Source organism: Nocardia sp. NPDC056064 (assembly GCF_042266925.1).
In the GTDB taxonomy this organism is placed as follows: Bacteria; Actinomycetota; Actinomycetes; order Mycobacteriales; family Mycobacteriaceae; genus Nocardia.
In genome coordinates this window covers 1,884,695-1,897,577 of the sequence record NZ_JBHJWO010000001.1, presented here as the reverse complement: position 1 = coordinate 1,897,577, position 12,883 = coordinate 1,884,695, and the positions used below count along the sequence as shown (strand labels likewise).

13 protein-coding genes are annotated in these 12,883 nt (G+C 70.3%); 6 read left to right on the top strand and 7 right to left on the bottom strand.

The features are described 5' to 3' along the window. The first annotated feature begins 1 nt into the window (after position 1). The gene (locus tag ACFC06_RS08695) at positions 2–670 is read left to right on the top strand and encodes a TetR/AcrR family transcriptional regulator (protein WP_375929177.1); all 669 of its coding nucleotides are present in this window, start codon (positions 2–4) and stop codon (positions 668–670) included. On the opposite strand, the gene yaaA is transcribed toward ACFC06_RS08695, so the two are convergent. From yaaA to ehuB, 5 genes are read right to left on the bottom strand one after another with little or no spacing between them, the layout of a single operon-like run. After that, positions 663–1,406, bottom strand: a complete 744-nt coding sequence (gene yaaA, locus ACFC06_RS08690; protein ID WP_375929176.1) for a peroxide stress protein YaaA — start codon at positions 1,404–1,406, stop codon at positions 663–665. The two genes, ACFC06_RS08695 and yaaA, sit on opposite strands and share 8 nt — an antisense overlap. 44 nt (positions 1,407–1,450) lie before the next feature. Then, a complete protein-coding gene (ehuA, locus tag ACFC06_RS08685) occupies positions 1,451–2,206 on the bottom strand; it encodes an ectoine/hydroxyectoine ABC transporter ATP-binding protein EhuA (protein WP_375929175.1) in 756 nt (251 codons plus the stop codon). Between the two features lie 4 nt (positions 2,207–2,210). After that, on the bottom strand, positions 2,211–2,858 hold the full coding sequence (ehuD, locus tag ACFC06_RS08680) for an ectoine/hydroxyectoine ABC transporter permease subunit EhuD (protein ID WP_375929174.1): 648 nt from the start codon (positions 2,856–2,858) through the stop codon (positions 2,211–2,213). Then, positions 2,855–3,574 (bottom strand): ectoine/hydroxyectoine ABC transporter permease subunit EhuC, encoded by a 720-nt coding sequence (gene ehuC / locus ACFC06_RS08675; RefSeq protein ID WP_375935318.1) that lies wholly within the window; start codon positions 3,572–3,574, stop codon positions 2,855–2,857. The genes ehuD and ehuC overlap by 4 nt, the downstream gene beginning before the upstream one ends. Before the next feature lie 4 nt (positions 3,575–3,578). Continuing rightward, positions 3,579–4,466 (bottom strand): ectoine/hydroxyectoine ABC transporter substrate-binding protein EhuB, encoded by an 888-nt coding sequence (gene ehuB / locus ACFC06_RS08670; protein WP_375929173.1) that lies wholly within the window; start codon positions 4,464–4,466, stop codon positions 3,579–3,581. 220 nt (positions 4,467–4,686) lie between these two features. Between ehuB and ACFC06_RS08665 the strand changes: the two genes are divergently transcribed. The 3 genes from ACFC06_RS08665 (at position 4,687) to ACFC06_RS08655 (ending at position 9,823) form a co-directional block, all read left to right on the top strand. Continuing rightward, positions 4,687–6,435, top strand: a complete 1,749-nt coding sequence (locus ACFC06_RS08665; RefSeq protein WP_375929172.1) for a proline--tRNA ligase — start codon at positions 4,687–4,689, stop codon at positions 6,433–6,435. Between the two features lie 113 nt (positions 6,436–6,548). Then, positions 6,549–7,988: a DUF6882 domain-containing protein gene (locus ACFC06_RS08660; RefSeq protein WP_375929171.1), complete on the top strand. Its 1,440-nt coding sequence runs from the start codon at positions 6,549–6,551 to the stop codon at positions 7,986–7,988. 83 nt (positions 7,989–8,071) lie between these two features. Continuing rightward, a complete protein-coding gene (locus tag ACFC06_RS08655) occupies positions 8,072–9,823 on the top strand; it encodes an acyl-CoA dehydrogenase family protein (protein WP_375929170.1) in 1,752 nt (583 codons plus the stop codon). A gap of 60 nt (positions 9,824–9,883) precedes the next feature. On the opposite strand, the gene ACFC06_RS08650 is transcribed toward ACFC06_RS08655, so the two are convergent. Together ACFC06_RS08650 and ACFC06_RS08645 are read right to left on the bottom strand one after the other, a co-directional pair. Beyond that, positions 9,884–10,315, bottom strand: coding sequence for a ferritin-like domain-containing protein (locus ACFC06_RS08650; protein WP_375929169.1), 432 nt, complete (start codon positions 10,313–10,315; stop codon positions 9,884–9,886). Further along, positions 10,312–11,031, bottom strand: coding sequence for a hypothetical protein (locus ACFC06_RS08645; RefSeq protein WP_375929168.1), 720 nt, complete (start codon positions 11,029–11,031; stop codon positions 10,312–10,314). The genes ACFC06_RS08650 and ACFC06_RS08645 overlap by 4 nt, the downstream gene beginning before the upstream one ends. Before the next feature lie 180 nt (positions 11,032–11,211). Here ACFC06_RS08645 and rimP point away from each other — a divergent pair, with 180 nt between their 5' ends. Next, positions 11,212–11,841 carry a ribosome maturation factor RimP gene (gene rimP, locus ACFC06_RS08640; RefSeq protein WP_375929167.1) on the top strand — a complete coding sequence of 210 codons (630 nt, stop codon included), beginning with the start codon at positions 11,212–11,214 and terminating at the stop codon, positions 11,839–11,841. Further along, positions 11,838–12,866, top strand: coding sequence for a transcription termination factor NusA (nusA, locus tag ACFC06_RS08635; RefSeq protein WP_375929166.1), 1,029 nt, complete (start codon positions 11,838–11,840; stop codon positions 12,864–12,866). Before rimP ends, nusA begins: the two co-directional genes overlap by 4 nt. Positions 12,867–12,883 lie beyond the last annotated feature (17 nt).

Here is a 12,883-nt window from a genome sequence, read left to right as displayed (position 1 = left end):
GATGCCCGCACAGCAACCCCGCGCGAAAGGCGGCAGGCCGCCGCGCCTGACGGTGGCGGCGATCATCGCCGCGGCCGACCGCATCCTGGCGGCCGAAGGTCCGGAGAAGTTGTCCATGCGCAGGCTCGCGAGCGAGCTCGACAGCGCGCCGATGGCGCTGTATCACCATGTGCGCGACAAGGATCAGCTACTGCTGCTCGTCCTGGAGAAACACGCCGAGCAGATCTCCCGGCCGGAACTGCCCGCCGACCCGAGCGAGCGCCTCACCGCGGTCGCGCTGCTGCTCTACGAGCTGCTCGCCGAGCGGGCCTGGATCGTCGAGGTGCTCACCACCGGCGACCTGTTCGCCCCGGCCGCACTGTGGTTCGTCGACGAGATGATCGGCGCCGCCGTCGACGCAGGCTGCACGCCGGAGCAGGGCGTGGCCGTCTACCGGGCCATCTGGAGCTACATCGTCGGCAGCCTGATCATCCAGGTGAACAGCGCCCGGCGTCGCGAACGCGCCGCCCCGGTCTACGACGACGCGGCCGTCGCCGAACTGGCGACTGGCAGGTATCCGCACATCGCGGCCGTCGCCGATCGCTGGACCGAACTGGGCACCCGCGACACCCACCGCGCCGGGCTGCCCGCCATCGTCGCCGGGCTGCTGGCCGGCTACACGCCTAGGTGAGGATGAGAAGTTCGGTGGGCGAGGCGATCTCGGTACGCAACCCGGCCTTGTCCGCCACCCGCGCCACCCCGCGGACATCGGTGGGCTCGGCCCGGGTCAGCACCAGGGCGCGGGCCAGCAGCCCCTTGTGGTGCTTGTTGAAGTGGCTCACCACGGTGCGTGAGCCGTCGGGGTGTTCGGTGAGCACATTGGCCGTGACGGCGCCGGGCACCCGGCCGAGCTGCTGATAGGTGCCCGAGCGCAGATCGACGACGAGCTCGCCCGCGGCCTCGGCGTAGAGCGCGTCGGGCAGGACCTCACGCCACACCGCCGACAGCGTCGGCAGGCCGGGCAGTTTGGACCCGCCGGAGAGCCGATAGGCCGGGATCGGATCGCTCGCGCGCACCGCGCCGAACAGCGCCGAGCCGATACCGAGCCGCGCGTACGCCTTGGCCCGCTGCGCCTTGGTGAACGACCGCGCGTCCAGCGCGTCGTAGAGCACGCCGGTGTAGCGCTCCAGCGCGGGCCGGGTGGGGGAGACGCGCAGGGCGGCATTGCGTGCGATCTCCGCGTCGGCGCCCTTGCCAAGACCGAGCACCTTCGCGGCCGCGGCCGGGTCGGCGGCGAGCTGGACGACCTCGGTGATCAGCTTGTCGCGGACCGCGCCGAGCTGCGGCATCGCCAGATCGTCCAGGTCCAGCGGCGCGCCCGATCCGCCGTCGGATTTGGTTTCGGAGGGAGGCAGCAGCACCAGCACGAGGGTCAACGGTAATGCGCTGCCGCGCGCCGCCGGGGCGCGGGTCAGCGCACCGCGTCGAGGAACTTGCGGGTGCGCTCGTTGGTGGGGGAGCCGAAGATCTGCTCGGGCGGGCCCTGTTCGACGATGCGCCCGCCGTCGAACATCAGCACCCGGTCGGAGACCTCCCGGGCGAAGCGCATCTCGTGGGTGACGATGAGCATGGTGATGTCGGTGGTCTCGGCGATGGTGCGCAGCACGTCGAGCACATCGCCGACCAGTTCCGGGTCCAGCGCCGAGGTCACCTCGTCGAGCAGCATGACCTTCGGGTCCATCGCACAGCAGCGCGCGATCGCCACCCGCTGCTGCTGCCCGCCCGAGAGCCGGGTGGGGTGCTCGTGCGCCTTGTCGGCCAGGCCGACCACCTCGAGCAGGTGCTCGGCCCGTGCGCGGGCCTCGGCTTTCGGCGTGCCCAGCACATGGATCGGCGCCTCGGTGATGTTCTCGAGCACCGTCATGTTCGGGAACAGGTTGAACTGCTGGAACACCATGCCGATCTTGGTGCGTGCCACGCGCAGTTGTTTCTCGGTGGCGGGCACCAGCTTTCCGCGCCGCTCGGTGTGGGTGAGTGGGGCGCCGTCGACCCAGATCACGCCGTCGGTGATCTTCTCCAGCGTCATGAGCAGACGCAGGATGGTGGTCTTGCCCGAGCCCGAGGGCCCGATCAACGTCACCTTCTCGCCGCGCCGGACGCTGAAATCGAGGTGGTCGAGCACCGTGAGGCCGCCGAAGCGTTTGACCACCTGATCGAATCGGATCATCTCGTCAGTAGTAGGCAAGTCGCTTCTCCAGTCTTCTGATCAGCACGGAGGTCGGGTAGCTGGCGACCAGGAAGAACACGCCGGCCAGCGTGATCGCCTCCAGGTAGGCGAAGTTGCGGGCACCGAATTGCTGTGCGGCGGTGACCAGTTCGACCACCGAGATGGCGAACAGGAACGGCGTGTCCTTGAACATCGAGACCGCGTTGGTGCCCAGCGCGGGCAGGCTCGCCCGGATCGCCTGCGGCAGCACCACCGCGCGCCAGGTGCGCAGCGGCGGCAGCGACAGCGCCCTGGCCGCCTCCCACTGCCCCGGCGGCACCGCCTCGATCCCGGCCCGGTACACCTCGGCCAGATAACTCGAATAGTGGATGCCCAGCACCACCACCCCGATCTGCAACGCCGAGAACTGCGTGAACAGCGTGTAGGCGAACAGCAGCTGCACCACCAGCGGTGTGAGCCGGACGAACTCGCTCACCGCGTGCACCGGCGCCGCGATCGCGCGCGGCAGCGACCGCCGGATCATCGCGATCACCAGACCCAGCACCGCGGCCAGCGCGAAACCGAGCACGGTGGCCAGCAGGGTGATCCGGAATCCGTCCCACAGCACGGGCAGCGCCTCGCGGGCCCGCTCCCAGCTCCATTGCGCGGTCACGGCGCCGCCTTCGTCTCGTCGGGTGCCAGTCGCAGCACTTCTTTGATCGAGGTCCCGCGGCCGAGCTTGGTCTTGGCCCTGGTCTCGAGCAGATTCATGCCCAGGGTGAGCGCGTAGGCGAGCACGAAATAGATCACCAGCCCGACACCGAAGGAGAACAGCGTCTCGCCGGTGGTCCGGCGCAACTGGCCGATCTCGTAGGTGAGGTCGTGCAGGGTGATGTAGGAGGCCAGCGCGGTGGCCTTGAGCAGGTGCACCAGCAGATTGGTCAGCGAGGGCAGCATCAGCGCCCACGCCTGCGGGAACAGCACCCGCCGCATCCGCTGCCACGGACCGAAATTCAGCGCGACCGCCGCCTCGAACTGGGCGCGCGGCACCGCGTCGAGCGCCCCGCGCACCACCTCGGCGCCATAGGCGCCGTAGTTCAGGCCCAGCGCCAGGATGCCGCAGAACACCGGGTCCAGCTTGAAGCCCAGCAGCGGCAGCACATAGAACAACCAGAAGATCTGCACCAGCAGCGAGGTGCCGCGGAAGAACTCGATCAGCACCCGGGCACCGCCGCGCGCGGCGCGATTGCGCACCCGCGCGGTGGTGCCCAGTGCCAGTGCCAGCACGAACGCGAGCAGCGCGCCGCCGACGGTCAGTTCCAGCGTCACCACGATGCCCTCACCCAGCGCGGGGAGGGCATCGCGCAGCGCGTCGAGAGAGCTCATCAGGGGGTCAGATCTCGCCCTCGCACAGCTTGGCCGTCGTGTACTCCGGCTTCGGCAGCTCGCGTTCGGTGAAGCCGAACTTCCCGACGATCGAGAGGTAGCGGTCCTTGTCGGCGGTGATCTTCGCCAGCTCCGCGTTGTAGGCGGCCAGCAGGTCCGGATCGCTGGTGCGGAACACCGTGCCACCCGCGCCGACCTGCGGTTTGCCGTCGATCACCGCCACGAACGAGGGAGTCACGTCGACGGCGGCGTCCGGATTGTGGTTCTTCAGCCAGTTCAGCGAGATGGCCGTGAGGGCGAACACGTCGGCGCGCCCGGAGGTGACCGCGTCCATGCCGTCCTGCGGGGTGGCGACCTGGGTGGCGCCGATGCCGAGGGCGGCGGCGTAGTCGGACTCGATGGCCCCGGTCATCGCGGCCATCTTCGCGCCGCTGGACTGGATGGACTGCATGTCGGTGAGATTCAGCGGATTGCCGGGTTTCACCATCAGCGCGGTGGTGTACATGAATTCCGGTTCGCTGAACGCGGCCTGCTGGCAGCGTTTGGGCAGGATCGACATGCCCGCGCTCACCGCGTCGAATCGGTTGGCCTGCAGGCCGGGAATGAGCGCGCCGAATTCGGTCTGCACGCCGTCGACGGTCTCGATGCCGAGCGCGCCGAAGATCTCCCGGTGCAGGGCCACGGTGGCGCCGGTGAGCTGACCGCTCTCCTCGAACGAGTACGGTGCCTCACCCGCGAAACCCACCGTGATGCTGCCCTTTTCGCGCAGGCTCTCGAGGAGCTGCCCGGGCTCGGCGACCTCGGTCCTGGTACAGCCGACCAGTGCGGCGCCCACCAGCGCCGCGCCGGCGAGCACGGCCGCGCAGCGCTTCGGCAGAGAATTCGTGACGGTCATATCGGACCTCTCGCAAGTATTTCGAGTGAAATATTCTTGTTCATGAACATAAATGTCCGGTATTCCGGAATTGTGCGGTCGTAATCGTTTTGTTATTCGCTGATTGACATTGGATCGAAATGGGTAATCCAGAGAGATTTCCGGGCCGGAGGTGGTGTCCGGGCGCCTCGGCGGTAATCCGTTGTGAGTGCGCCCGGACCAGCGACTACGCTGTGCACCCGTGATCACCCGCCTCTCCCGCCTGTTCCTGCGCACCCTGCGAGACGATCCCGCCGACGCCGAGGTGCCCAGCCACAAACTGCTCGTCCGTGCCGGCTACGTCCGCCGGGTGGCCCCCGGCGTGTACTCGTGGCTGCCGCTGGGTCTGCGCACCCTGCGCCGCATCGAGGACGTGGTGCGCCTGGAGATGGACGCCACCGGCGCCCAGGAGATCTCCCTGCCCGCGCTGCTGCCGCGCGAGCCCTACGAGACCACCAACCGGTGGACCGAATACGGCGACGCCCTGTTCCGCCTGCAGGACCGCAAGGGCGGCGACTACCTGCTCGGCCCCACCCACGAGGAGCTCTTCGCGCTCACCGTCAAGGGCGAGTACAACTCCTACAAGGATCTGCCGGTCACGCTGTACCAGATCCAGGCCAAGTACCGCGACGAGGAGCGCCCCCGCGCCGGCATCCTGCGCGGCCGCGAGTTCGTGATGAAGGACTCCTACTCCTTCGACCTCGACGACGACGGCCTGGCCACCAGCTACGCCACCCACCGCGCCGCCTACCAGCGCATCTTCGAGCGGCTCGGGGTCGAGTACGTGATCGTGGCCGCCACCTCCGGTGCCATGGGCGGCAGTGCCTCCGAGGAATTCCTCGCGCAGAGCCCCGTCGGCGAGGACACCTACGTCACCTGCCTCGAGTCCGGCTACGCCGCCAATGTGGAGGCCGTGGTCACCCCCGCCCCCGCGGCGCTGCCGATCGAGGGACAGCCCGCCGCGGTCGAATACGACACCCCGAACACCCCCACCATCGCCACCCTGGTCGACTGGGCCAACGAGGCGAAGGTGCTCGACCGCACCGTCACCGCGGCCGACACGCTCAAGAACGTGATGGTCAAGCTGCGCCACCCCGACGGCAAGACCGAGATCCTCGGCATCGGCGTCCCCGGTGACCGCGAGGTCGACGACAAGCGCCTCGAGGCCTCCGTCGAGCCCGCCGAGGTGGAACTGCTCACCGACGCCGACTTCGCCGCCAACCCCTTCCTGGTGAAGGGCTACATCGGCCCGAAGGCGCTGCAGGCCAACGGCGTCCGCTACCTGGTCGACCCCCGCGTGGTCGAGGGCACCGCCTGGATCACCGGCGCCGACACCCACGGCAAGCACGTCGTCGGCCTGGTCGCCGGGCGCGACTTCACCCCCGACGGCACCATCGAGGCCGCCGAGGTCCGTGACGGCGATCCCTCGCCCGACGGCGCGGGCCCGCTGGTGGCCGCCCGTGGCATCGAGATCGGCCACATCTTCCAGCTCGGCCGCAAGTACACCGACGCCTTCGACGTCGACGTGCTCGGCGAGAACGGCAAGCCGGTCCGGCTCACCATGGGCTCCTACGGTGTCGGTGTGTCGCGCCTGGTCGCGGTGATCGCCGAGCAGCAGCACGACGACAAGGGTCTGCGCTGGCCCGCCGAGATCGCCCCGTTCGACGTGCACGTCGTCATCGCCAACAAGGACGCCGCCGCCCGCGAGGGCGCCGAGCAGGTCGTCGCCGGTCTCGACAAGCAGGGCCTCGAGGTCCTCTTCGACGACCGCACCGCCTCGCCCGGCGTGAAGTTCAAGGACGCCGAACTGCTCGGCATGCCGTGGATCCTGGTGATCGGCCGCGGCTGGGCCGACGGCAAGGTCGAGCTGCGCAACCGTTTCACCGGTGAGGCCGAGGAGATCCCGGCCGGCGACGCGGTCGCCGCCGTCGTCGCCAAGATCCGCGGCTGAGTCCGCCCGCGCCGATCGCGTGTCACGCGCACGCGATCGGCCCGGTGAAAGTCCTTGCGGTGCAATCGCGCAGCCGGCAGCCACTGCCGGAGCGGGCTGCTAGCGTCGAGTGGGTGGAGACATTCAGCGATGCGCTGTTGTCGTTGGCGCGGGGGCACCTCGGCGGGGCGATCGAACAGTATTCGGTATTTCAGCAGCACGTCCGGCCCGGGCCGACCCGGGTGGACCACCGCTCCGGCCGGGTCTGGCTCGGCGACCGGGAATTCACCGCCTCCGGCGAGCTCGGCACCTACGCCGAGGACCACACCTTCCGGTGGGCCTGGGCCAAGTCCGCGGTCGGCGGGACACCCGGCGCGGCCGCCTCGGCCCGGCTGCGTGACCTCGGGCTGCGCCACGGCGTGCCGGAATTCGCCTCCGAACTGGTCGACCTGTCCCGGTTCCCCGACCCCATGCTCGCGGCCGACCACCTGGCGATCATCGCCCTCGGTGTGCTCGGCGTGCGGGGGATGACCAAGTTCAACCACGGCGGCCGCGCCTACGCCTTCCTGCTCGTCGACGACGAGTCCGTACCGGTCGCCGAACCGGACCCGGGTCTGGTGGCCGGGATCGTGCGCGCCGCCGCGCAGATGCTGCCCGGCGGCGGGGCCCGCACGGTGGTGGCCGGCTACGCGCGGCGTCATCACGCGGCGCTGCGCGACACCGCCGACGGCATGGAAGTCCAGCTACCGGACGGGTACCGGCTGATCGTGCGGCTCGACGGCGAATACCTCCTCGATGCCGTGGTCGTCGACGCCGGGCGCGGCGATGTCGACGCGGCCCCGCTGCCCCGCGCCGAACGCATCCCGCCGTTCGTCCCGGACGCGCTGCTGAGCGCGCTGGCGGCCCCCGCCGCGATCACCGTCGGCGGCCGCGGTTCGCTGCGCGGACTCGCGCCCACCGCGGCGGTGTCGGCGCTGTGGTGGGAGCCGATGTTCGGCGACGGGGACGTGGTCGCCGTGCCCGACCGGCCCGTGGCCGTCACCGAGATCGGCGGCTACGACACCGAGACCAAGATCTGGACGTGGGCGGGGACCGGCGTCCCGGAGCTGCGTGAGCTGGCCCGCGACCACGGCGCCGCGCACCTGGCCGGCGACCGGGTCGACCTCGGCAGCAGCGCCCATCCCGACGCCGTCGTGACCGCGTTCGTCGCCGCGGCCGCCCACCTGCGCGGCGCACCCGGCTGGGCCGCGCTGCCCGACGGCGCGGGCTGGCGCTACTTCGCGATCACCGACGAGGCCGTGCGTCCCCTGCGGACCGATCCCGGCGTGGCCGCCCTGGTCATCGAGACCGCCGCCGACCTGCTGCACCCCCTCACCGACCCGGACAGCCGCTACGCCACCATGCGCGCCATGGTGACCGGCTACTTCGACCGCCACCGCGTGCCCATCCTGACCTTCGGTGAACCCCAGATGCTGCTCGGGCAGTTCGGGCTCTACGAGCTGCGGGTGGAATTCGACTCCACCGGCGGCATCCTCGGCACCCGCACGGGCATGCTCGGCCAGCTGATGATCTGAGCCGCCGGTCAACCTACGCTTACGTAGGGGAAACCTGCAGGTAGACGGTCCGGTGGCGGATGTTGCGCTGCTAAGTTGGCGGGATGACGAGTTCGCCCGGCCTGCTGTTCAACCCCGCCACCTACGATCCTCAGCACTTCGATGCCGAGACCCGGCGGCTGCTGCGGGCCACCATCGAGTGGTTCGAGTCCAAGGGCAAGGCGCAGTTGCTGGCCGAGGACCGCGACGCGGTCTGGACCCAGGAGTTCCTCGACTTCGTCGCGAAGGAGAAGCTGTTCGCGACCTTCCTGACCCCGGCCGCCTACGCCGACGGCGACCCGAACAAGCGCTGGGACGCCGCCCGCAACGCGGCCCTGGCCGAGATCTTCGGGTTCTACGGCCTGGCCTACTGGTACGCCGAGCAGGTCACCATTCTGGGCCTCGGCCCGATCTGGCAGAGCGACAACGAGATCGCCAAGCGCAAGGCCGCCGCCGACCTCGACGCCGGTCAGGTCATGGCCTTCGCGCTCTCCGAGCGTGAGCACGGCGCCGACATCTACAACACCGACCTGATCCTCACCCCGAGCGAGCCGGGCAGCGCCGACGCCGAGGCCGGAATCCTGTTCCGCGCCAACGGCGAGAAGTACTACATCGGCAACGGCAATGTGGCCTCGATGGTGTCGGTGTTCTCCCGCCGCGCCGACGTCGAGGGCGCCGAGGGCTACATCTGGTTCGCCGCCGACAGCCGTCACGAGCACTACCACCTCATCGACAGCGTCATCCACGGGCAGATGTACGTCAGTCACTTCCGGCTGGAGAACTACCCGGTGACCGCCGCCGACGTGCTGCACGAAGGCCCGGAGGGCTTCTCGGCCGCGCTCAACACCGTCAACGTGGGCAAGTTCAACCTCTGCCACGGCAGCATCGGCATGGTCGAGCACTCGTTCTTCGAGGCCATCACCCACGCCAACAACCGCATCCTCTACGGCAACCCGGTCACCGACTTCGGCCACGTGCGCGGCAATTTCGTCGACGCCTACGCGCGCCTGATCGCGATGAAACTGTTCAGCGACCGCGCCGTGGACTACTTCCGCAGCGCCTCCCTGGAGGACCGCCGCTACCTGCTGTTCAACCCGATGACCAAGTCCAAGGTCACCTCCGAGGGCGAGGTCGCGATGACCCTGCTGCTGGATGTGCTGGCGGCCAAGGGTTTCGAGAAGGCCACCTACTTCGCGCAGGCCTCGCGCTACATCAACCACCTGCCCCGCCTCGAGGGCACGGTGCACGTGAACGTCGGCCAGATCCTGAAGTTCATGCCGAACTACCTGTTCAACCCCAAGGAGTACCCGGCCATCGGCACCGACCTGGCGCCGGGCGATCAGGAGTTCTTCTGGAAGCAGGGTCCGGCGCGCGGCGCGGGCAAGGTGCAGTTCGCCGACTGGACCCCGGCCTACGAGCAGGCCGCGAGCGTCCCCAACGTCGGCCGGTTCTACGAGCAGGCCCAGGCGCTGCGCACCCTGCTGCTCACCGCGGCGCCCGACGCCGCCCAGCAGAAGGACCTCGACTTCATGCTGACCATCGGCCACCTGTTCTCCACGGTGGTCTACGGCCAGCTCATCCTGGAGCAGGCCGAGCTCACCGGCCTGGACCGTGACGTGCTCGACCAGATCTTCGACTTCCAGATCCGCGACTTCAACACCCACGCGACCGCCCTGCTGGGCAAGCCGTCGGTCACCGAGGACCAGCGCGCCTGGGCCGTCGGCGCCCTGCGCAGCCCCGTCGCCGACACCGCCCGCTTCGACCGGGTGTGGCAGCAGGTCGTGTCCTACGACGGCGCCTACGCGATGCGTCCCTGATCGGCCCGGCCGGACCGCTTCGATCCAGGAGCGGTCCGGTCCGGCCGTCGCGGCGGGAACTCAGGCCCGGCCGGGGAAGCTGACCGTCACCGGATTCGCGCCGAGGATCGCCTGCCAGCGCGCCCGGCGCACGGCGGACTCGGTCAGCGCCTCGGTCGCGGTGGCGCGCACGGTGTCGTCGGTGGCCTGTTCGACCACGGTCAACCAGGCCGCGGCGCAATCGGATTCGACCGCGACGGCGAGATTCGCGGCCGGAATCGGGTCGTCCACCGGGAACGGCGGCTGGTAGGCGGCGTCGGGGGCCTCCGGCTCGGTGCCGCCGGTCGCCAGCAGATCGACGGTGGCATCGCGGCGGGCCCGGTGCGCGGCGCTGAACTCGGCGACCAGGCGGGCCCGGTCGGCATTGGCGTAGGCGGCGATCACGCCGTAGGAGTAGACCGCCGCGTACTCGCTGTCGAGAGCGGCCTGCAGGGCCTGACGTTGCTCGGTCATGTCAGCAGTACCCCCGCCTCGGTCGCGCAGGCCGCGCTGATGGATGCCAGCAGCCCGGCGCGATACCCGGACTCGGTGCGGGCCAGCGCGGCGGCGGACTGCTGCGAGCGCAGCAGCTGATCGCGCAGCTGGGCGACGGTGCCGGGCCGCGCGGCGGCGGCCTCGACCTCGGCGGCGGGCACCCTCGCGCCGTCGGCGCCCGGCACCGTGACCGTGCCGGTGCGGTGCACGGGGGTGGTGCCGTCGCCGTACACGCCGATCACCCGGTCGATCTCGGCCCGCAAGGCGTCGGCGTGGGCGGTGCGCTCGGTCGCCACGGTGTTCAGTGCCGCGCTCGACTGCGGGGCGAGCGCGATGGCGGCCGTCGCGGCGGCGGCGTCGGCGCGTGCCAGGACCTCCTGGGCCGCCAGTGGGTCGGGGGCGTGCACGGTGTCGTCCTCGGCGCAGGCCGCGAGCGTGGCGACCACCGGCACGGCGAGCACGCTCGCCCCGGCGAGCCGGAACACGGTGCGGCGGCGCCAGACCGCCGATTCGGTGGTCGGAAGCTGCTGCGCGCGTACGGGATCCGACGGGGCCGGCGAGCCGTGTGGGGGACCGGTGGGCCGCGCGGGGGCCGGGCGGGAGGTCTCGGCGGTCACCGGGTGGTGTTCGTGCCGGTCGGAGCGCATGCCGGACGGTCGCCCGGCGCTCGGCGGGGCGGAATGGCGGAGGGGCACGTGCACCATCGTGCCAGATCCGCGCGGCCGCGCTCGCCGCCCGGCGACACGTCCGGGCACGCCGGGTGGACCGGTGCACAATGGCTGCCCGCCGGTCCTTTACACTCTCGGAGCGCGTTACGCTAGACCTTCGGCGTAGAAATTTCCGATCGCGTCACAACTGAACCAGGAGCCGCCCATATGCCGATGCCCACCGAGGAAAGGGTGAGCCAGCTAGTCGCTGAGCTCGTCGCACGCCGGGGATTCGACCTCGAGGGCGTCGCGATCGCGGCTGCGGGCAAAGACGAGCTCGCTCCGGTTCGGGTGAAGGTGACCGTGGACAGCGACGGGCCCGCCGACCTGGACGCCATCGCCGAACTCAGCCGCGAGATGTCCGAACTGCTCGACGCGGCAGGCGATTTCGGCGAATCGGCCTACCTGCTGGAAGTGACCACCCCCGGCGTGGACCGCCCGCTCACCACCGACCGGCACTGGCGCCGCGCCCAGGGGCGCAAGGTGAAGCTCTCGCTGCGCGAGGGCGCCGAGCCGGTCGAGGGCAGGTCCCGCTTCGAGGCCCGCGCCGGGCAGCTCGCCGACGACGGCACCGTGGCGCTGGTCCTCGGCGGCAAGAACAAACCGCACCGCGTGCACGTGCCGCTCGCCGACATCGCCACCGCGGTCGTCCAGGTCGAGTTCAGCGCACCCGGTGCCACCGAACTCGAACTCGCCGGCGGCATCCCCGCCGGCCGTCCCGTGCCCGGCGACGAGCCCGCCGACCTCGCCGCGCCGGGCACCACCAGTGACTCTCCCACCGAAGGGGTTGCGGAATGAACATTGAAATCGAAGCCTTGCGGGCGATCGTCGCCGACAAGGGCATCTCGATCGAGACCGTGATCTCGGCGATCGAGTCGGCGCTGCTCACCGCCTACCGGCACACCGAAGGGCACCAGCCCAACGCGCGCATCGACATCAACCAGAAGACCGGCGTGGTCCGGGTGATGGCGCGCGAACTCGACGCCGACGGCAACCTGGTCTCCGAATGGGACGACACCCCCGAGGGCTTCGGCCGGATCGCCGCGACCACCGCGCGTCAGGTCGTGCTGCAGCGGCTGCGCGACGCCGAGAACGAGAAGTCCTTCGGTGAGTTCGCCACCCACGAGGGCGACATCGTCGGCGGCGTGGTGCAGCGCGACGCCAGGGCCAACGCCCGCGGCGTGGTCGTGGTCCGCATCGGCAGCGAGGCCAACGGCGTGGAGGGCCTGATCCCGCCCGCCGAGCAGGTGCCGGGCGAGACCTACGAGCACGGCGACCGGATCAAGTGCTACGTCTACGGCGTCTCGCGGGGACCGCGCGGCCCGCAGGTGCAGCTCTCGCGCACCCACCCCAATCTGGTCCGGCGGCTGTTCTCGCTCGAGGTGCCCGAGATCGCCGACGGTTCGGTGGAGATCGTCGCGGTGGCCCGCGAGTCGGGACACCGTTCCAAGATCGCCGTGCGCTCCACGGTGCCCGGCGTGAACGCCAAGGGCGCCTGCATCGGCCCGATGGGCCAGCGCGTGCGCAATGTGATGAGCGAGCTGGCCGGCGAGAAGATCGATATCATCGACTACGCCGAGGACCCGGCGACCTTCGTGGGCAATGCGCTCTCGCCCTCGAAGGTGGTTTCGGTCACTGTCGTGGATCCGGACGCCAGGGCGGCGCGGGTGATCGTGCCCGACTTCCAGTTGTCGCTGGCGATCGGCAAGGAGGGCCAGAACGCCCGTCTGGCTGCCCGTCTGACCGGTTGGCGCATCGATATCCGCAGCGACGCGGCACCGGAGGCGGGCGACTCGGTGCGTCCCGAGGCGCACCGTAGTTGACGAAAGTGCGGGAATCC

What these genes read in the sequence shown, in the direction of transcription:
- rimP (WP_375929167.1), top strand. Translation starts at nt 11,212, where the DNA reads ATGCCGATGCCCACCGAGGAAAGGGTGAGCCAGCTAGTCGCTGAGCTC.
- ACFC06_RS08695 (WP_375929177.1), top strand. Translation starts at nt 2, where the DNA reads ATGCCCGCACAGCAACCCCGCGCGAAAGGCGGCAGGCCGCCGCGCCTG.
- ACFC06_RS08650 (WP_375929169.1), bottom strand. Translation starts at nt 10,315, where the DNA reads ATGACCGAGCAACGTCAGGCCCTGCAGGCCGCTCTCGACAGCGAGTAC.
- ACFC06_RS08655 (WP_375929170.1), top strand. Translation starts at nt 8,072, where the DNA reads ATGACGAGTTCGCCCGGCCTGCTGTTCAACCCCGCCACCTACGATCCT.
- ehuB (WP_375929173.1), bottom strand. Translation starts at nt 4,466, where the DNA reads ATGACCGTCACGAATTCTCTGCCGAAGCGCTGCGCGGCCGTGCTCGCC.
- nusA (WP_375929166.1), top strand. Translation starts at nt 11,838, where the DNA reads ATGAACATTGAAATCGAAGCCTTGCGGGCGATCGTCGCCGACAAGGGC.
- ehuA (WP_375929175.1), bottom strand. Translation starts at nt 2,206, where the DNA reads ATGATCCGATTCGATCAGGTGGTCAAACGCTTCGGCGGCCTCACGGTG.